Annotated in this window: 14 protein-coding genes, 1 pseudogene and 1 riboswitch; of the genes and pseudogenes, 8 read left to right on the top strand and 7 right to left on the bottom strand. The window is 70.4% G+C overall.

Annotated features, from left to right (window positions below):
- Positions 1-6 precede the first annotated feature (6 nt).
- The 3 genes from J4Z35_RS00895 to J4Z35_RS00885 all read right to left on the bottom strand — a co-directional run bounded on the left by J4Z35_RS00895 (position 7) and on the right by J4Z35_RS00885 (position 3,828).
- Positions 7-1,458 (bottom strand): trypsin-like peptidase domain-containing protein, encoded by a 1,452-nt coding sequence (locus tag J4Z35_RS00895; RefSeq protein WP_208065294.1) that lies wholly within the window; start codon positions 1,456-1,458, stop codon positions 7-9.
- A gap of 94 nt (positions 1,459-1,552) precedes the next feature.
- On the bottom strand, positions 1,553-2,989 hold the full coding sequence (locus J4Z35_RS00890) for a HAMP domain-containing sensor histidine kinase (RefSeq protein ID WP_144707550.1): 1,437 nt from the start codon (positions 2,987-2,989) through the stop codon (positions 1,553-1,555).
- Between the two features lie 134 nt (positions 2,990-3,123).
- Positions 3,124-3,828 (bottom strand): response regulator transcription factor, encoded by a 705-nt coding sequence (locus J4Z35_RS00885; RefSeq protein WP_040014574.1) that lies wholly within the window; start codon positions 3,826-3,828, stop codon positions 3,124-3,126.
- Between the two features lie 110 nt (positions 3,829-3,938).
- On the opposite strand from J4Z35_RS00885, the gene J4Z35_RS00880 reads away from it, so the two are divergent.
- Entirely contained in the window at positions 3,939-4,616 is a 678-nt protein-coding gene (locus J4Z35_RS00880) for a hypothetical protein (protein WP_208065293.1), read from the top strand.
- Positions 4,617-4,710: 94 nt separating this feature from the next.
- Positions 4,711-5,952 (top strand): MFS transporter, encoded by a 1,242-nt coding sequence (locus J4Z35_RS00875; RefSeq protein WP_208065292.1) that lies wholly within the window; start codon positions 4,711-4,713, stop codon positions 5,950-5,952.
- 107 nt (positions 5,953-6,059) lie between these two features.
- Here the strand turns inward: J4Z35_RS00875 and pepN are convergent, their stop codons facing one another.
- Together pepN and serC are read right to left on the bottom strand one after the other, a co-directional pair.
- A complete protein-coding gene (gene pepN, locus J4Z35_RS00870; protein WP_243754750.1) occupies positions 6,060-8,573 on the bottom strand; it encodes an aminopeptidase N in 2,514 nt (837 codons plus the stop codon).
- Positions 8,574-8,675: 102 nt separating this feature from the next.
- A complete protein-coding gene (gene serC, locus J4Z35_RS00865) occupies positions 8,676-9,830 on the bottom strand; it encodes a phosphoserine transaminase (protein WP_006944995.1) in 1,155 nt (384 codons plus the stop codon).
- A 521-nt stretch (positions 9,831-10,351) separates the two neighbouring features.
- Between serC and pdxH the strand changes: the two genes are divergently transcribed.
- The 6 genes from pdxH to J4Z35_RS00835 all read left to right on the top strand — a co-directional run bounded on the left by pdxH (position 10,352) and on the right by J4Z35_RS00835 (position 17,293).
- Complete coding sequence (gene pdxH / locus J4Z35_RS00860; protein WP_038571517.1) at positions 10,352-11,029, top strand: pyridoxamine 5'-phosphate oxidase; 678 nt, start codon at positions 10,352-10,354, stop codon at positions 11,027-11,029.
- Positions 11,030-11,276: 247 nt separating this feature from the next.
- Positions 11,277-12,878, top strand: a complete 1,602-nt coding sequence (locus J4Z35_RS00855) for a serine hydrolase domain-containing protein (protein WP_208065289.1) — start codon at positions 11,277-11,279, stop codon at positions 12,876-12,878.
- Positions 12,879-13,286: 408 nt separating this feature from the next.
- Positions 13,287-13,994 carry a metal-dependent transcriptional regulator gene (locus J4Z35_RS00850; protein WP_208065288.1) on the top strand — a complete coding sequence of 236 codons (708 nt, stop codon included), beginning with the start codon at positions 13,287-13,289 and terminating at the stop codon, positions 13,992-13,994.
- Between the two features lie 185 nt (positions 13,995-14,179).
- Positions 14,180-14,392, top strand: a riboswitch (cyclic di-AMP (ydaO/yuaA leader).
- 3 nt (positions 14,393-14,395) lie between these two features.
- On the top strand, positions 14,396-15,406 hold the full coding sequence (locus J4Z35_RS14660) for a C40 family peptidase (RefSeq protein WP_279537355.1): 1,011 nt from the start codon (positions 14,396-14,398) through the stop codon (positions 15,404-15,406).
- Between the two features lie 148 nt (positions 15,407-15,554).
- On the top strand, positions 15,555-16,085 hold the full coding sequence (locus J4Z35_RS00840; RefSeq protein WP_208065287.1) for a hypothetical protein: 531 nt from the start codon (positions 15,555-15,557) through the stop codon (positions 16,083-16,085).
- Between the two features lie 632 nt (positions 16,086-16,717).
- Complete coding sequence (locus J4Z35_RS00835; RefSeq protein WP_208065286.1) at positions 16,718-17,293, top strand: hypothetical protein; 576 nt, start codon at positions 16,718-16,720, stop codon at positions 17,291-17,293.
- Positions 17,294-17,323: 30 nt separating this feature from the next.
- Here J4Z35_RS00835 and J4Z35_RS00830 read toward each other — a convergent pair whose 3' ends face one another.
- Positions 17,324-18,565: an MFS transporter gene (locus J4Z35_RS00830; RefSeq protein ID WP_208065285.1), complete on the bottom strand. Its 1,242-nt coding sequence runs from the start codon at positions 18,563-18,565 to the stop codon at positions 17,324-17,326.
- Positions 18,566-18,656: 91 nt separating this feature from the next.
- Positions 18,657-18,764 (bottom strand): annotated as a pseudogene (locus J4Z35_RS14305) (ABC transporter ATP-binding protein); the annotation flags it as partial.
- Between the last annotated feature and the right edge of the window lie 96 nt (positions 18,765-18,860).

The following is an 18,860-nucleotide window of genomic DNA, read 5'->3' as shown; positions in this document are numbered from 1 at the left end:
GAGCGCTCAATTCTTGACGTCGGACTGAGCTCCCAGCGTCACCGAGACCTCCTGCTGGCGACCGTCGCGGATGATCGTCAGCTTGACGGCGCTGCCGACGGTACGCGAGCGCACCTGACCGACGAGCGCGTTGGGCGAGGTGACGGGTTCGCCGTCGATCGCGGTGATCGCGTCGTCCTTGCGCAGCCCCGCCTTGGCGGCGCCGCTGCCGGGGGCGACGGACGCGACCTTCGCCGCCGTCAGCGTCGCGTTGCCGCTCTTGACCTCCGTCGGCGACGTGCCGATGCCGAGCAGCGCGTGCTCGGCCTTGCCCTTGGCGATGAGCTGGCCCGAGATGTTCTTCACGACGTTGCTCGGGATGGCGAAGCCGATGCCGATGTTGCCGCTCTGGCCGCCCGAGGCGCCGTTCGACAGCGACGCGATCGAGGAGTTGATGCCGATCAGCTTGCCGCTGCCGTTGACGAGCGCGCCACCCGAGTTGCCCGGGTTGATCGCGGCGCTCGTCTGGATCGCGTTCGTCACGACGGTCGAGGTCGACGTCGAGGAGCTGTCGGAGTCGCTCTCGCTCGTCGTCACCGGCCGGTCGAGGGCGGAGACGATGCCCGTCGTCACGGTGCCTGCGAGGCCGAGGGGGTTGCCGACAGCCATGACGGGCTGACCGACGACGAGCTTGCTGTCGTCGGCCATCTCGACGGGGTGCAGGTCCGGGACGTCCTTGATGCGGATGACGGCGAGGTCGGTGGACGGGTCGGTGCCGACGACGCTCGCTGGGTAGGTGCGGTTGTTGTTGAGCGTGACGGTGACGGTCGCGTTCGACCCGGCGCCGCTGACGACGTGGTTGTTCGTCACGATGTTGCCGCTCTTGTCGAGCACGACGCCGGAGCCCTCGCCGCCGCTGGAGCCGGAGCTGACGTCGATCGAGACGACGCTCGGGTTGACCTTCGCGGCCGTCGCCGACCAGTTGATCGCGCCGGCGTCGGCGAAGTCGGCCGGGTCGGCCTTGATGACCGTCGAGTTGCCGCCGCCCGAGACGGCGCCGGTGTCGTCGCGCTGGACGACGGCGTACGTCCCGGCGGACGCGAAGGCCGCCGCGAGGAGCGAGGCCGCACCGATCTGCGCGAGGCCGCGCCCGCCGCGTCCCGAACGCCCGCCACCGGCAGGCTGCGAGCCGACGCCGTACGCCGCTCCCGGCTGCTCGTATCCCGGCTGAGCCCACGGCTGCTGATACCCGGGCTGCGGCTGGTACCCGGGCTTCGGCTGGTACCCGGGCTGAGGCCCGGACGTCGGCGCGGGGGCGGGCGCTGGCATCCCCCCGGCGGGTGGGGCGTCGAGGCGGGCCGGTTCGGAGCGGATCACCTGCGTGTCGTCAGGGCATGGAGCCTGGCCCGGCAGCTGGTGACGGCGGGCGCCGTCCGGTCGCTCGTCGGGGTTCGGGGCGCTGTCGGGCGTCTCGGTCATGGCACTGCTCCTGGTCTCGGATCGGCGCTGACGCGGGCTGCGTCGGCCGATGCGCTGAGGGGGCCTCTCGGGTCACGAGAGTAGTCAGTCGAGGCTATTCCACGTCATCAGTCTCGTCGGCAACGTGATGCGAGCTGTGCTGCGCCTGTGAATCCGGCGCGGCAAGCGGCAGGCTGACGACGAACGTCGCGCCCCCGCCGGGGGTTTCGCGCACGCTCACCTCACCGTCGTGGGCGGCGACGATCGCGGCGACGATCGACAGGCCGAGGCCGGTGCTGCCGCTCGCGCGGTTGCGGGCGACGTCGGCACGGTAGAAGCGTTCGAAGATGCGGCCACGCATGTCGGCGGGGATGCCGGGGCCGTGGTCGGCGACCTCGACGACGGCGCGCCCGTCGACCGCACCGACGCCGACCTCGATGGGTTCGGTGCCCGGAGCGTAGCGTTCGGCGTTGCTCACGAGGTTCGTCATCACCTGGCGCAGGCGCTGCTCGTCTGCGCTGATGATGACGGGGCCCAGGCCGCCGCCGAGCCCGTGCAGTGCGAAGCGGCGCTCGCCGTCCCCGCGGGCCTCTGCGTCGCTCACGGCGTCCGCGGCGATGACGGTGAGGTCGACGTCGTGATGGCGTCGCGGCGTGCCGGGCGCGGTGGCCCCGATCGTCGCGGCGCGCTGCTCCGTCTCGAGGCGAGAGAGCAGGAGCAGGTCGTCGACCATGGCGCTCATGCGTTTCGCCTCGTCCTCGATGCGGCGGAAGCCGGCGGCGACGTCGTCGGGGTCGCTCACCGCGCCCTGACGGTACAGCTCGGCGTAGCCGCGGACGGTGGCGAGGGGAGTGCGCAGCTCGTGCGAGGCGTCTGCGACGAAGGAGCGCATGCTCTCCTCGCTGCGGTCCTTGATCTCCATCGAGCGTTCGACCTGGCTGAGCATGACGTTGAGCGAGCGCGCGAGGCTCTCCATCTCGTCGGCGGAGTCGGGGTTGGGGACGCGGCGTGTCAGGTCGCCCGCGGCGATGGCGGCTGCGGTGTCCTCGATGGCTCGCAGTGGCCGCATCGCCCGCCGCACCGCCCACAGCGCCGCGAGCGTCGCGAACAGCAGCGCGATCGCGCTGACGCCGATGGTGAGCACCTGCATGCGTCGCACGACGGTGTCGACGTTCGCCATGCTGACGGCGACGGCGTACGGCTCGTCGGTGGTCTCGTCGATGCCTTCGACGACGCGCCACGACACGGTGCTCTCGCCCTGCGAGTGGACGGTGTAGGGGTGCCCGCCGTGCGCGATGGCGCTGGCCTTCGTCACGTCTGGGAAGTCGGGGCGGGGCCCCGTGGCGGGGACGAAGTCGTTCGTCTCCTGCGCGCCGACGATGCGGACGGCGTACACGTTGACGGGCACGGCGCTCGTCACGCGCGCGTGCTCGGCCTGTTGCTGGATCGTCGAGGCGACGAGGGTGGGCGCGGCGGCGACGAGGTCGGCGTCCTCGCGTTGGACGAGGTAGCTCTGCAGCTGCCAGGACCCGGCAGTGCCGACGACGAACATCGCTGCGCCGAGCAGGCCGGCGAGGACGGCGACGATGCGGGCGCGCAGCGGCCAGCGGTGGACGCCGCGCCGCAGTCGCAGGTACTGCTGGCGCAGCGTGTAGCCGTCGGGGGAGACCAGGGGGATCGCCTGCGTCAGCGCGGTTCGCGCAACACGTATCCGACGCCGCGCTTGGTGTGGATGAGCGGTTCGAGACCGTCGACGTCGATCTTGCGGCGCAGGTAGGAGATGTACGACTCGACGATGCCGGCCTCACCGCGGAAGTCGTAGTCCCACACGTGGTCGAGTATCTGGGCCTTGCTCACGACGCGACCGGCGTTGAGCATGAGGTAGCGCAGCAGCTTGAACTCGGTGGGGGAGACGTCGATGACGCGGCCCGCGCGGCGCACCTCGTGGCTGTCGTCGTCGAGCTCGAGGTCGCCGACGGTGACGGTGGGGCCGTCCGAGTCGTCGGCCTTCGTGCGGCGAAGGACCGCCCGGATGCGCGCGACGACCTCTTCGAGGCTGAACGGTTTCGTGATGTAGTCGTCGCCGCCGACGGTGAGGCCCTTGACGGTGTCGTCGACGGAGTCGCGGGCGGTGAGGAAGACGATCGGCAGTTCGCGTCCGCCCTCGCGCAGGCGGCTCGTGACGGCGAAGCCGTCCATGTCGGGAAGCATGACGTCGAGCACGGCGAGGTCGAACTCCTGCGTCGCGGCGAGGGCGAGCCCTTCGCTGCCGGTGCCGGCGACGGAGACGTCGAAACCGGCGAACTTCATGCTCGTGGCGAGCAGTTCGCGGATGTTGGTGTCGTCCTCGACGATGAGGATGCGTGCTTCGGGCGTGCTCATGCCTGTCATTCTCGCCCGCCCGACTGGACGTTCGCTGGAAGTCGGCTGGAGAAGGTGACCCCTACGATGGGACGGCACGCAGCGGCACGCACCCGATCCTGATGGAGAGAAGACACGTCATGGGGCTCAAGTTCTACGCCGATCGCGGTTCGCGCCGCACCCGTCAGATCGTGGCCGACGTGGCCCTCGCGCTGTGGTGCGTCCTCGCGATCTGGGCGGGCACCGTCGTCCACGACCGGGCGCTCGTGGCGCAGAGCGGCGCGCAGAAGCTCGAGCACGGCAGCTCCAGCCTGGCGCTCGACATGACGGACGCGGCGAATGCCGTCGCGAAGGTCCCGTTCGTCGGTTCCGAGGTGCGCACCCCGTTCGACAAGGCCGCCGGCACGGCGACGGACATGGCCGGCTCGGGGCACGACCTCGCGACGGGGCTGGGCCGCTTCGCCGTCCTGCTCGGGGTGCTGACGGCGGCGCTGCCGATCGTCCTCGCGCTCGTGCCGTGGCTGCTGACGCGCCTGCGCTACGCCGTCACCGCGGGGCGCCTCGCCCGCCTGCGTTCCATGCCGGGCGGACGCCGGTTGCTCGCGCTCGAAGCGCTGACGAGCGCCTCGCCCCGTGCGCTCGCCGCCATCGACGACGACGTCGCCCGCGCCTGGCAGGACGACGACCCCGAGGCGACGCGCAAGCTCGCCGACCTCTCGCTCGCGACGTACGGGCTGCGGCTCAGGGATGACGTGCTCGAGAACGGCGTGCGCGAGGAGGACGTGCTCGACGGCCGCGCGACCGACGCCGAGGAATGATCGAACAGGAATATTCCGGACGGGGCAGGTGTTGACGAGGCTGCCGTCAGCCATGTCGTCCTGAGGAGTCACCACGAGCCCCACCTTCGCCTCGTTGTCCATCCACAACTATCGCCTCTACGCGAGCGGCGCGCTCGTGTCGAACGTCGGCACGTGGATCGGGCGCGTGACGCAGGACTGGGTCGTCCTCACCGAATTGACGCACCACGACGCCGCCGCGCTCGGCGCGATCACCGCGACGCAGTTCGCGCCCGTCGTCCTTCTCGCCCCGTTCGCCGGATCCCTCGCGGACGCCTACCCCAAGCGGCGTCTGCTCATGCTGAGCCAGAGCGCGCTCGCGGTGACGTCGCTCGTGCTCGCGGGGCTGCTGCTGACGGGCTCGGCGACGCTCGCGAGCGTCTTCGGCATCGCCCTCGTGCAGGGCATCGCGACGGCCCTCGACAACCCGACGCGTCAGGCGTTCGTCTCCGAACTCGTGCCCGAGGGGCACCTGACGAACGCCGTCGGTCTCAACTCGGCGTCGTTCAACGCGGCGCGCCTCATCGGCCCCGGCGTCGCGGGTCTGCTCATCGCGGGCATCGGCACAGGCTGGGCGATGGTGCTCAACGCGGCGTCGTTCGTCGCCGTCCTCGCCGCGCTGCTCGCGATGAATCCGCGCGAACTACGGCCGGCGCCCCGACGGCGTGGCCGCGGCGGGGTGCGCGAAGGTTTCGCCTACGTGAGTCGGCGGCGCGACCTGCAGCTCATCATGGGTCTCGTGTTCGTGCTCGGCACGTTCGGCATGAACTTCCAGATCACGACGGCGCTCATGGCGACGAGCGTCTTCCACGCCGACGCGCGCGCCTACGGCATCATCTCGTCGGTGATGGCGGTGGGGTCGCTGGCCGCGGCGCTGCTCGCGGCCCGGCGCAAGTCGCCGTCACTGCGGCTGCTGCTCGCGGCGCTCGCCGGGTTCACGGTGTTCTCCGCACTCGCCGCGATGGCGCCGAATGTGTGGCTGTTCGGCGCGTTCCTCGTGCCCGTCGGGTTGTGTGCGCTGACGGCGTTGACGACGGCGAACGCGAGCGTCCAGCTCTCCGTCGACCCGCAGCTGCGCGGGCGCGTCATGGCGCTCTACATGGCGATCCTCATGGGCGGCACGCCCGTCGGCGCGCCGCTCATCGGGTGGATCGGCAACACCTTCGGCGCCCGCGCGACGATCGCGGTCGGCAGCGTCGCGGTCGGCGTCGCGACGCTCGTCGCCGGCCTCGCCCTGATGCGGGTGCGGCACTACGCGGCGCGCGACGTCATCGCGATGCGGCCCACCCATCTCGCGGTGAGAGAATCGGCGACATGACCCCGAAGACCCGCCGACTCATCGTCATCATCGCCCTCGCCGCGTTCGTGCTCGTGCCGCTCGTGGCGCAGCTCGCGAACTGAGGCCCGGCCCTTCGGGTATGTGGCTCAGGGGCGCGAGCCGTCGCTGACGGCCTGCGCGCGGCGGCGACGCTGCAGCTGGTCGACCTCCTCGACGACGATCCGACGCAGTGCCCCCGGCGCGTCGGGATGCGAGGCGAGCCAGGCTTCTGCGGCTTCGGTGTTCGGCTGGGTGTCGAACAGGCCGCGCACGAGGCGTGAGGCGATGACCTGGCTGCGCTCGCGCCACCACGTCTCGAGGTGATCGAGGTAGCTGTCGGCGTACGCGCCGGCCAGCTCGACGCTCGCGGGGTGGGTGAACCCGGCGACGAGCGCGGCGACCTGCTCGTTCGTCAGCGACGCGTCGTCGACGCGCTGCCACGCGGCCTGCTTGGTGTCGTCGAGGCCGAGAGCTGCCGTCGCGCCGAGCGCCTGGGCTGCACCGCGCTGCGTCGTGTCGCGCGTGCGTTCATCTGCGAGGCGGGCGTCGACGTCGCGACGGGCGTCGTCGTCACGGGTGTGCGCCGCGAGTGAGGTGAGGACGCTCCAACGCTCGTCCTGGCCGGGCTCGAACGGGGTGTGCGCGTCGAGCAGGGCGCGCAGTTCATCGTCGACGCTCGGGGCAAGGGCCGCGACGAGGAGGGCCAGTCGGCGCCACACGCCCGGAAGATCGGTGCCCGTCGACGCGTCGGCCCGGTCGATCGCGACACGCCAGAACGCCTGCGCCCAGTCGGCGCGCGAGGCGGCGTCGGGCAGGTAGGACGTGATCGCGGCGATCGCGAACCGTCCCGCGCCGTCGACGATCGTCGCCGACGGTTCGTCCGCGAGCTGGGTCAGCGCGGCGCGCACGAACGTCTCGGCGGGCAGGCGCGCATCACGCGTGGCCTGCCACAGCTGCCCCCACGCCGTGGCGCGATGCGTCGCCGAGGCGAGGTGGCAGAGCTGCGTCGCGAACAGCTCGAGCGTCTCGGTGCTCGGCGCGATCTTCGCGTACGTCCAGTCCTCGTCGTCGACGAGGACGACCGCGCCGCGCAGTTCGCCCGGCAGCTCGAGCGTGTCGCTCTCGCCTTCGAGGTCGAGCCACGCGTCGCCGGTGGCGTGCCAGGCGGCGGCTTCGGAGGCGTCGGGCGCCTCGACGTCGAATGCGGTGGTGTGGAAGCGGTGCGGGCGCGTGCGGTCGCCGCGGCGCGTGATGACGCCGCTGGCCACCTCGAGCGTGTCGGGGCCCGACGTCTGCAGCCAGGCCTGCGCCCACGCCGTCATGTCGCGTCCGCTCGCCTCGCCGAGGGCGTCGAGGAAGTCGTCGAGGGTCGCGTTCGTGAAGGCGTGACGTTCGAAGTACAGCGCCGCGCCCTCGTAGAACGCGTCCTCACCGGCGTACGCGACGAGCTGGCGCAGCACGGAGGCGCCCTTCGCGTAGGTGATGCCGTCGAAGTTGGCGCGCGCGGCTTCGACGTCGGGGATGTCGGCGACGATGGGGTGCGTCGTCGGCAGCTGGTCGGCGGAGTACGCCCACGCCTTGCGGCCCAGCCCGAACGTGGCCCACGCGTCGTCGAACTCGGTGACTTCGGACGCGGCCTGCGCGCCGATGAAGTCGGCGAACGATTCCTTGAGCCACAGGTCGTCCCACCACGGCATCGTGACGAGGTCGCCGAACCACATGTGCGCCATCTCGTGCAGCAGCGTCGTGGCGAGCGCTTCGCGTTCGCTGCGGGTCGCGTCGCCGCGCTTGAGGTAGTTCTCGTTGAACGTGACGAGGCCCGGGTTCTCCATCGCGCCGATGTTGTACTCGGGCACGAAGATCTGGTCGTAGGTGCCCCAGGGGTAGCTGCAGCCGAACTTGCGCTCGCACCACGGCAGCCCGGCCTTCGTCCAGCGCAGCATGTCCGCGCTGGGCAGGCTCGCGCGCATCGCCGGGCGGCACATGATCGACAGCGGCACGCGGCGTCCGTCGCTCAGCGCCGCCTCGTCCTCGACCAGCGCGTATGGGCCCGCGATGACGCAGACGATGTACGTCGACTGCGGCATCGTCGGGGTGAACGTCGTGAGGGTGAGGTCGGTGGTGGTGTTGCCGTGCGTCTCGTCGCTCGCGGCGGCCGGTTCGGCGCTCTCGGGTGCGCCGTTGCTGCGCACGAGCCAGTGCGACGGGGCGGTGACGCTGATCGCGAAGTGTGTCTTGAGGTCGGGCTGGTCGAAGCAGGCGAAGACGCGGCGGGCGTCGGTCGGTTCGAAGTGGGTGAACAGGTACGTCTCGCCGTCCTGCGGGTCGCGGAAGCGGTGCAGGCCTTCGCCGGTGTGGCTGTAGTGGCACTCGGCGATGACGGTGACGACGTGCTCGCGCCCCGGCGTCAGGCCGCGGACGGTGACGAGAGAATCCTCGAAGCTCGTGGCGTTCGCGTCGAGTTCGACGCCGTCGAGCAGAACGCATGGGGCGGCATCGGCGACGAGGTCGATCGACACCGCACCTTCGGTGCAGGTGAGGCGCAGTGTCGACGTCGAGGTGAACGTCGCGGCCTCCGTCGGCGCGCCCGTCAGATCCAGGTGAATGGATTGGTCGCTCAATGTCACTGTGCGAGAACGGTGCTGGGCGGTTTCGCGAGTGAGGTTGTGAGCGAGGGGCACGCGGTGGGCCTTTCGTTGGAGCGGCCTGAGGTGACGGTGGCGTCAGAGCCGTTCGATGACGTGGTCGATGCAGTGGGTGAGCGCCGCCACATCGGTGGGTTCCACGGCAGGGTACATGCCGACGCGCAGCTGATTGCGTCCCAGCTTCCGGTAGGGCTCGACGTCGACGATGCCGTTGGCGCGCAGCGTCGCCGCGATCGCCGCCGCGTCGATGGCGTCGTCGAAGTCGATCGTGCCGACGACGAGGGAGCGGTGCGCCGGGTCAGTGACGAACGGTGTCGCGTGCGGGTGCGCGTCCGCCCACGTGTAGAGGGCCTTCGATGAGGCGCGGGTACGTTCGACGGCGAAGTCGAGGCCGCCGTTCGCGTTGAACCAGTCGAGTTGCGCCTTCATGAGGACGTACGTCGCGAGCGCCGGCGTGTTGTACGTCTGCGCCTGACGGCTGTTCGTGATGGCGGCGTCGAGGTCGAGGAACGGTGGGATCCAGCGGCCCGACGCCTTGATGCGCGCGACCCGCTCGATCGCGGCGGGGGACATGAACGCGAACCACAGGCCCCCGTCGCTCGCGAACGATTTCTGCGGCGCGAAGTAGTAGACGTCGCACTCGGTCAGGTCGACGGGCAGGCCGCCCGCGGCGGACGTGCCGTCGATGAGGACGAGCGTGTCGTCGTCGGTGTTTGCCGGGCGCGTGACGGGCGCCATCGCGCCTGTCGACGTCTCGTTGTGCGCCCACGCGTAAGTGTCGATGCCGGGCTTCGGCTGCGCCTCGGCGACGCTGCCCGCCGGGGCTTCGACAATGTCGGGCGCCTCGAGGAACGGCGCCGTCGCGGACGTCGCGAACTTGGCGGTGAACTCGCCGAAGACGAGGTTCTGCTGGCGGTGTTCGATCAGGCTGAACGCGGCCACGTCCCAGAACGCGTTCGACCCGCCGAGACCCATCACCGTCTCGTAGCCGTCAGGCAGGTCGTACATCTGCGCGAGGCCCTCTTGCACCTCGCGTACGAGGTTCTTCACCGGCGCCTGACGGTGTGACGTGCCGAGCAGCGGAGTTGCACCCTCGCCTGCAGCGGCGAGCGCTGCGAGTGCGTCGGGGCGGATCTTGCTCGGGCCGGCACCGAAGCGTCCGTCGCTCGGCTTGAGAGCGTCGGGGATGACGATGGCGGGGCTCTTCGCGTCATTGCTCTTCGCGTCAGTCACGTTGTCGACTCTAGGACGGGCGCTGCAGCCCGCGCCGCCCGTTTCGCATGGCGGGTACCTTTTCCGCAGGGCGGGTCGTGGGCTGGGCGCGGCCGAAATGGCGAGTCGACGGGGCCGTCCCGCGCGGGCGCGGGGTTGCGCACCCGCTGGTGCTCGTCCTGACCAGACAGGCTGGCCGGGCGTGTTGATCATGACGGGCCAGTGCGCGACCGGTGGCGGCGCCCGTCGACGCGTCGGGAGGGTGTCAAAGGCGATACGCGCCCTCGTCCCGAGGTGCGCAGACCGAGCGCCCACGCTCCGTCAGGTTGTGACCCGTCAGGTCATCACCTGCCCGACGTGCCCGGCAGAAAACGTCAGTGTGACCGCCAACCAAGCGCCAAGCCGGGCAGCCGCGAGAACCGTCACGGCGGAGGCGGCGAGAATCGTCGCTGAGTGCCTCCGGAACCGGGCCTGTCCGCTCGTCCCGACGCAGATTGCGCCCCGGCGCCCTGCGCAGCGGCCCGGGCGGGCAAGATGGGGGCATGACCGAGGTGCGCATGGATTACGACGGTGAAGGTCTCGACGAGTCGCAGTTGCCCGCGGCGCCGCTCGAGCTGATCGAGGCATGGGTGCGCGAGGCACGCGAACGCCAGAATGCCCAAGGCGACGTGCCCGAGCCAGAGGCCATCAGCATCGCGACGGCCGACGCCGCCGGCGCGCCGCACGTGCGGACCGTCCTCATGCGCTACCTCGGGGCCGACGGCCCCGGTTTCTACACGAACCTCGAATCGGCCAAGGGCCGTGACATCGCCGAGAACGACCAGATCGCCGGGGCGCTCACGTGGCCGCTGATGTTTCGCGCGATCCGCTTCACCGGTAGCGCCGTCGAGCTGCCTCGTGACGTCGTGCGCGCCTACTTCGACTCGCGCCCGTATGGTTCGCGCGTCGGGGCGTGGGTGTCGAAGCAGTCGCGGCCGCTGACGAGCCGCGCCGAGCTCGAGACCGCCAACGCCGAGATGACGGCCCGTTACCCCGACACGGGCGGCGCCGACGACGTCCCCCTGCCCGACTTCTGGGGCGGCTACCGCATCAACTGCGACGAGATCGAGTTCTGGGCGGGGCGCCGTTCCCGTCTGCACGACCGCCTCGTCTACGTGCGCGTCGGCGACGGCGACCTCGACGACCCGTCAGCCTGGCGTATCGAACGTCGCTGGCCCTGAGCCGTCGACGTGTGCAAATCGCAGATGGGGACGCGATTCGCCGGGGTGGACGCCGTTCGCAGATGGGGCGAGATTCGCGAATGTGGACGAAAATCGCCGATGGATACGAGTGGGGCGTCGCCGGCATGGCGAGGCGGGGCGGCGACGCGTGGCAGTGATGCGTCTCGAGGCCGCCCGCGAATCTGCCGTCGCTGATTCGCCGGCCCGCAAAACCGGAGCGGACGGCGTCACCACCTAGCGTGGAGGTATGACTGACTCGTCCACGCCGACACCCCACGACCCGTCGACCGATCGTGCCCTGGCAGCACTCGACGCGCAGGACGAAGGAGCTACCGCGACGCTCGACTCCCAGGCTGACGCTGCCGCGATGACGTCGGCCGCGCGGGACGTGCAGGCTGATCGTGCTGCCACGTCCGGCGTCTCTCAGGTCGACGGGCGCGTCGAACCCTCGACGGCGACGCGGTTGTCGCGCGAGACGACGACGGCTCTCGACCGCATCGCCCTCGACGCTCAGCGCTCGGGTCGCGTGCCGGGCCTCGCCGCCGGGGTGGCGCGACGCGGGACGCTGCTGTGGCACAACGGTTTCGGGGCGGCGCACCTCGGCCAGAACGTCGGCGCGGAGCGCGTCGGGCAGACTGCGCCCGACGAGAACACGCGCTTCCAGATCGCGTCGAACACGAAGACGTTCGTGGCGGTGACGATCATGGCCCTGCGCGACGAGGGCAAGCTCGACATCGACGCTCCGGCCCGCGACATCATTGACACCATTACCGCCGATTCGCCGCTAGCGCGCATGACGCCGCGTCAGTTCATGTCGCACAGCTCCGGCATCCAGCGCGAGGCCGTCGGCGACGTGTTCGACACGCTGGTCATGCCGGGTCGCGACGAGTTCCTCGCGAGCCTCGCCCACAGCGAACGCGTCTTGCCCGCTCACACGCGTTTCCACTACTCGAACCTCGGGTACGCGCTGCTCGGCGAGATGATCAATCGTCTCGACGGTGGCGACTGGTTCGCTAGCGTGCAGCGTCGGCTCCTCGACCCACTCGGCATGACGTCGACAACTCTCGGCTACCCGGGCGGCGTCGACACCGATCCGCATGCTGCGGGCACCTATTTCGTGCCGCCGTACAGCGACGTCCCCGTCGACGAACCCGTCTTCGACTCGCGCGCCATCGCGCCGGCCGCGGGCATGGTCTCGAGTGTGCGCGACATGGCGCGTTGGGGAGGTTTCGTCGCGAACCCCGACCCCGCGATCCTCTCCGCCGACACGCTCGAGGAGATGTGTCAGCCGCAGATCGTCGCCGACGTCGATCGCTGGGGCGCCGCATGGGGTCTCGGGTTCATGCTGCTGCGCCGTGACGATCGCATCTGGGTCGGCCACACCGGCGGTTGGCCGGGCGCGATCACCGGCGTCTTCACGCACCGCGAGAGCGCGACGACGGGCGTCGCTCTCATGAACGCGACGCACACCCCCGATCCCGCGGCCCTCGCCACGGACCTCGCGAGCGCCGTCCAGGAGCGCGAACCCGAGCTGCCCGCAGCCTGGACGCCCGGGATCACCGTGCCCCCGGAGCTCGTCCCGCTGCTCGGGGTGTGGTTCTCGGAGGGGACGCAGTTCACGTTCGTCGTCGAGGGCGGCACGCTCAAGGCTCGCGTCGAGGGGTTGCCCGAGTGGAAGGCGCCGGCCGTCTTCGAGCGCGTCGACGAAGACCGCTACCGCACCGTCGCGGGTCGCGAGCGCGGCGAATGGCTCGTCATCACCCGCGACGCCGACGGTTCCGTCACCCAACTCAACTGGGCCACATACCGCTTCACGCGCGAGCCGGCCGCGTTCGGCGAATGGCTCTGACAGCGCGTTGCGAAGCTCACAGCATCTTCACAGCCCTGGCTTCCCGATTTAACTTTCAATGATGGGGGGAGCGGGTGTAGCGTCTCGTCACGAAGCGCGCCGCACTCCCTCCCCCCTGGCGGCTGCGCTTCACCCCGAGGCCGCAGCGCTCTTCGTGAGCGCGCGCCTCGGGTTCTTCTCTTTCGGCCCCCTTGCCTTCGCGGCTCGCCCGGCCTCACCCCTGCCGACGTCGCTCCTTTGACGAACATCGCTCTGACGAACACCTCCGAGGCGCTGCCCGTCCTGCTCATTCCGGCGGTCCGCTCGAGGCGATCCGTTCGCGCGACTGATGCTCCGAGCCTCGCCCCACCGACGCCGGTATTGCGAGCACCCGTGCGCGGCGGCGCCGGAGGTGGCACTCTTGTCGTCGTGACTGACCTGATCGACACCACCGAGATGTATCTGCGCACCATCTATGACCTCGAAGAAGAGGGCATCCCCCCGTTGCGCGCCCGCATCGCGGAGCGCCTCGGCCACTCCGGGCCCACGGTGTCGCAGACGGTCGCGCGCATGGAGCGCGACGGTCTGCTCCACGTCGCGAACTCCCGGCGCATCGAACTGACACCCGAGGGGCGCCTGCTCGCGACTCGCGTCATGCGCAAGCATCGCCTCGCGGAGCGGTTGCTCGTCGACGTCATCGGCCTCGAGCTCGAGTACGTCCACGACGAGGCGTGCCGGTGGGAGCACGTCATGAGCGAGCGCGTCGAGCGCAAGATCCTCGAGCTCATCGTCGACAAGGGCCTGTCCCCGTACGGCAACCCGATTCCCGGGCTGGACGAGCTCGGCTGGGGCGAGGCGCCGGAGGGTTTCCGTGACGGCGTGCAGTCGCTCGTCGAGGTGGCCGGCAGCGAGTCGCTGCGCGTGGTGGTGCGCCGCATCGGCGAGCCCGCGCAGGCGGACGCCGAGTCTCTCGCGGTGCTGACGAGCGTCGGGCTGAGCCCCGGGGTGGCCCTCGACGTGCGTGCTGACGGCGACCGCGTCCACGCGGTCGTCGCCGATCGGCCTGACGACGCCGTGTCGCTGCCCGAGGACGTCGCCTCGCACGTATTCGTGTCCGTGACGGGTCAGCAGGCCTGAGGTTGCATGTGATGTTCATCACGAGCGCACTCTGTAACGGAATCTGAACCTCCGCTGGTGGCAAGACGAACGGGGCCTGAGACAGGTGCTCGACGCCGGAATGACGCCAATCTCGCCGGTTCCTGATTCACCGTCGTCGTGACTGATTCGTTACCGTCTTACCTGGTTCGACAACGAACACTCGCGTGCCGGACACGCCGAGCCCTGCCTGCGGCGCGCGAGTCATGTCAGCTACACCACCTGGCAGGGGTGGGGGACCCACTTCTTCGTTCCTGATCCGCGAAGCGCAGATCAAGAACTCGGGGTGAAGCTCGCGTCGCACGCACGAAGCGCCGAGAGCCGGGCCGAGCAACAGGTCCGAACCCGACAGCTCACCTCACAGGCGTTCGAGAGGTTGCACATTGTCCATCAAGAACACGCCGGGCCCGCTGCGTCCTGTGAAGCAGACGCGCACCCTGGCCATGCTCACCACGACCGTCGCCGTCTCCGGTGGTCTGATCGCTGGTCTCGGCATCACGCAGAGCGCCGGTGCGGCCCCTGAGTCGGGCGCCGTTCACGAGGCCGCGGCTGCCGCCACGACACCCCTCGAGCTCAAGACCGTCACGCCGGCCAAGAAGCTCGTCGTCGCCCCGAAGGCCGCCCCGAAGCCCGCCGCCAAGGCCGCCGCGAAGCCCGCCGCCGCGAAGAAGTCGACGCGCGCGACGTCGCAGGCGCTGAAGCAGGTGTCGCGCTCGCAGGCCCGCAGTGCGCTGACGTCGGCCTCAGTGAAGCCCGTCAAGGCCGAGCGCAAGGCGAAGATCGCCGAGCCGGTGCAGCGTCGCTCGATTGTCGTCAAGAAGCGCACCGCGCCCGCCGCGTCGCAGTCGACGAACACCCAGCGCGCCACCGCGACGCACCAGCGCGTGCATCGCACGCACGCTCGCCAGGCGGTTTCGCAGCACACCCAGGCTCGCCCGGTCGCCCAGACGCCGCGTCACCAGCAGGCACCCGTGCACCGCGCGACGGTGCGTCACGCCACCACGACGCACTCGGCCACGCCGACCTACGCCTCGAGCGCGCAGAAGGCCACGAACACGGCTTCCGCCTCGCGTTCGAACTCCGGAGTCGTCTCCATCGCCGCGGGCCTGACGGGTATCCCCTACGTCTACGGCGGATCGTCGACCTCCGGTGCCGACTGCTCCGGTTACGTCGCGATGGTCTTCGCGAAGGCCGGCATCCAGCTGCCGCACCAGTCGGGCGCCATCAAGGCGATGACGACGCCCGTCAGCGACCCGCGCCCCGGCGACCTCGTCTTCCTGCCGGGCCACGTCGCGATCTACGCCGGCAACGGCATGGTCTACGAGGCGCGCCACCCGGGCACCGTCACCGGCCTGTACCCGGTGCTGTCGGGTTCGACCTACGGTCGCCTCTGATCGATGTGATCGGTCGGCCCGCGCGGCCACCTGAGAAGCGCCCTCCCCGTCATCGTGACGGGGAGGGCGCTTCTTCGTGTGGCGCGTGCTTCGAGCGGGGTCGTGGTGGTCTGCCGTGACGATCCTGCGTCAGTGGTAGTCGCGGCGAATGACGGTGACGGCGAGCGCCAGGCCGAGCAGTGCGAGGCCGACACCGCCGGCGACGAGCAGGGGGCTCGTCGAACTCGAGTCGGATTCGTCGGCTGATGCCGCGTCCGAGGGGGCGAGCGACGGGCTGGAGGTGCTGGTCGACGACGCCGAACTGGAACGACTCGACGACGAAGACGAAGACGACCCGGACGAAGACGAAGACGATTCGGGCGACGAGGTGGCGCTCGTCGAACTGCTGCGCGGTGTCGTCGGTGCCATCGGCGTCGTGGGGGCCAGGGGGGATGCGGGGCTCGATGCGCCCGTAGATGAGATCGTGGGCGCGAGCATCGGCTCGTCGCTCGTCGGGGCGGGCGAGGTGCTCTGGCGCGGTGTCCGTGTCGGCTCAGCGGTCGCGGACAACGTCGAAGATGTGGACGGTGCGTCACCGCAGCCGCTGAGGGGCAGCGAGCCGGCGGAGCCGCCGGAGGCCGTCGTCACGAAGATGGCACGGGCCTGCGAGGGTGTGCTGACGCGCACGGTGAGGCTCTGACCGGCGCCGACACTCGTCGCTGCCGGTGTCGCGCCGCCTCCGGCGCCGGTCGTGAATGAGAACGTCTGGGCTTCAGGGGCGGCGTTCGTCAGGGTGACGAGGGCCGAGTATCCGCCCGATGCGCTGCACGTGGCGCTCTGGAACACGGCGCTGCTCACGCCCGCGCCGGTGCTCGGCGAGCCCAACGGTGCGGTGGGGTCGGCGGTTGCCGCTGGCGCGCCGAGCACGATGGCTCCCGCGGCGAGCAGGGCGGCTGCGCCGGCACGAGAGCCGGCACGAAGGCAAGCGTGGGTGCTGGGGGTGAGGCGGTACATCGTCGGATGGCTCCCTGGTTCGCTCGTCGCAGGGTGCCTCCCCGCGTCATTGGGATTGTCTCCCATGGCGGGCGCTCGCGCGAGCGTCCTGGGCCCGAGCAGGAGCTCCGGGTCGAAAAAAAGTCTGCGGTGAGGTGCAACCGGCTCAGGATGTCGGGCGTCTGTATGAATGAACGGCGGTCAGCCGTGCGTCGCGCTCGATGCTCAGGGGTGTGCAGGCTGGGCGATGCATGGGCGGGGTCGGTGGAGTCTTGGGGGCTCGACCGGCCCCCCGCGCCCGCTTCGTCGCCGCGGGCGCGGTCTGGTTGACTAGGCCCCGTGGTCATCGAGGCGAGCCCGTGGGCGTTCTGGCGCCATCACGCCTGTGAGGTCGTGCTGTTCGCCGTCCTGGCGGCGCCCGTGCTCGCCATTCGCCCGTCGGTCGGCAACATCGTCGCGGTCGTCGTCTTCGTCGTCGCCTATTTCGGTTTCTCGTTCCTCAGTGACATGCGCACGCGCCTGCGCGTCGACGAGGACGGCGTCGAGTATCTCGCCGGTGGGCGTGATCAGGTCTTCATCGCGTGGAACGAGACCGCGCGCATCGTGCCGCGCCGCTTTCGGTGGTGGACGGCCGAGGACGCCATCGTCTTCCTCGACGGGGGCGATCGTCCGTTGCTCGTCGCCGGCATCTCGATGTTCGCGCCCGCCGACCTCGACGCGTTGGAGGGCGCCGCGCGGGCCTATGTTCCAGTCGATTCGCCCGTCATCCTGTCGCCGTTCACGGGCCGGGCCGACGGCGAGCGTCACCCCGAACTCGTGCCGCAGCGCACGTCGGAGCGGTTGCTCGCCTCGTCGATCAGCAGCTTCCTCATCGCCGCCGTCGTCGCGATCGTGCTCCTCACGGTCTTCGAGTGAATCGTCGTGTGAGCTGCGCCCGCAAGCCGTTCAGCCGTTCGCAGGCATCCGACGGTCGGCGATGACGACGACGGCGAGGCACAACGCGGCCATGATCGCGCCGAACTCGAACATCGCGGGGTAGCTGAACCCGGCGTCCTGCGCGAGCGTCGCCATGATCGCGGGGACGGCGAAGCCGAGATAGGTGACGCCGTAGAACACGGCCGTCAGCCCGGCGAGGTCGCGGGGCCCGGCGATACGTTGGATCTCGAGCAGGCCGCTCACCATCGCGAGGCCGTAGCCGGCGCCCAGGCAGAAGCTGCCGAGGATCGCGGTGGCGATGTTGAGCTCGCGGCTCGCGAGCGCGCCGGCGAGCATGCCGACGACGAGGACGACGAGCCCCACGCGCACCGCTCGGGTGGTGCCGGGGGAGTCGATGCGGCGCCCGACAGACTGGACGAGGAAGCCGCACGTCAGGCCGACGACGCACAGCAGCGCCGAGAACGCGATCGGCGCCGACGAGACGTGCGACGACATGAGCGCGGGCAGGACGGCGTACGCACATGCGGCGGCGCCGAAGACCCACGGGGCGATCGGCAGCACGACGAACAGGAACCGACGGTGGCCGACGGCGGGGATGCGCAGATCGTCACGCAACGACGACGTCGAGCGCGACGCCGCGTCGACCGTCTCCGGCGTGCGCAGGACGAGCACGGCCGCGATCGCCGTCACGACGATGTTGACGAGGTACGACAGCTCGTCGGGGTAGGGCGCCCACTGCGCGAGGGGGCCGGCGAACGCGGCGCCGAGGCCGAAGCCGGCCGTCAGCGACATCGACGCACGCTTGGCGCCGGTGCCGTCGGGCGCGTCGTCGTGCGGCGGGCTCGACAGCTCCTTGATCCACGATGAGCCGACGGCCATGACGAGACCCAGCGCGATGCCCGACAGCACGCGCCCGAGGAACAGCACGGTGACGTTGGCGTGGGCGAACGCGAGGACGGCGCTCGCGAGCATCGCGATGTACGGCGCGGGGACGAGCAGGCGCCGCCGGCCGTAGCGGTCGGAGAGCGGCCCACCGATGAGCAGCGCGGGGATGATGCCGAGGACGTACGCGAAGAGCAGCACGTTGACCGTCACCTGCGGCAGGTGATGCTGCGTGCGGTACATGACGAGCAGGGGCGTGAACTCGTTGCCGCCCCAGGCGACGGCGAGCATCGCGAGGGCGGGGCGCATCCAGTGCTTCATGCGGTCCTCTTCGTTGTTACCGGTGAGTACCCATGCAATCACGAGCATGCCTGGACGCGCCCGTCAGGGCGTCGCACGGCTCAGGTGTTGATCTTCGCGAGCAGTTCGGGCAGCGTCTGCTCGAGCTGCCGCGCGCCCAGACGCGCGGGGCGTGGATGAGCGCGCAGGCGAGGCCGATCTTCTGCGTCATGCCTGCGGAATAGTCGGCGACGATCTTGTCGGCGGCCTCGTCGAGGCCGAGCGCGTCCGCGGCACGGTGAGCGTCAGGTCGTAGACGGCCCGGTGGCTGCCGAGGTTCTTCGTCAGCTCGCTCAGCTGCATGGCCGGTGTTTGCATGGCGGGC

Origin of the sequence: Dermacoccus sp. NHGro5, assembly GCF_017565385.1 — a bacterium.
Classification (GTDB): domain Bacteria; phylum Actinomycetota; class Actinomycetes; order Actinomycetales; family Dermatophilaceae; genus Dermacoccus; species Dermacoccus nishinomiyaensis.
The sequence above is the reverse complement of the archived record's forward strand: the minus strand, read 5'-3'. Positions and strand labels throughout refer to the sequence as shown.

What these genes read in the sequence shown, in the direction of transcription:
- J4Z35_RS00895 (WP_208065294.1), bottom strand. Translation starts at nt 1,458, where the DNA reads ATGACCGAGACGCCCGACAGCGCCCCGAACCCCGACGAGCGACCGGAC.
- J4Z35_RS00890 (WP_144707550.1), bottom strand. Translation starts at nt 2,989, where the DNA reads ATGTTCGTCGTCGGCACTGCCGGGTCCTGGCAGCTGCAGAGCTACCTC.
- J4Z35_RS00885 (WP_040014574.1), bottom strand. Translation starts at nt 3,828, where the DNA reads ATGACAGGCATGAGCACGCCCGAAGCACGCATCCTCATCGTCGAGGAC.
- J4Z35_RS00880 (WP_208065293.1), top strand. Translation starts at nt 3,939, where the DNA reads ATGGGGCTCAAGTTCTACGCCGATCGCGGTTCGCGCCGCACCCGTCAG.
- pdxH (WP_038571517.1), top strand. Translation starts at nt 10,352, where the DNA reads ATGACCGAGGTGCGCATGGATTACGACGGTGAAGGTCTCGACGAGTCG.
- J4Z35_RS00855 (WP_208065289.1), top strand. Translation starts at nt 11,277, where the DNA reads ATGACTGACTCGTCCACGCCGACACCCCACGACCCGTCGACCGATCGT.
- J4Z35_RS00840 (WP_208065287.1), top strand. Translation starts at nt 15,555, where the DNA reads ATGACGGTGACGGCGAGCGCCAGGCCGAGCAGTGCGAGGCCGACACCG.
- J4Z35_RS00830 (WP_208065285.1), bottom strand. Translation starts at nt 18,565, where the DNA reads ATGCTCGTGATTGCATGGGTACTCACCGGTAACAACGAAGAGGACCGC.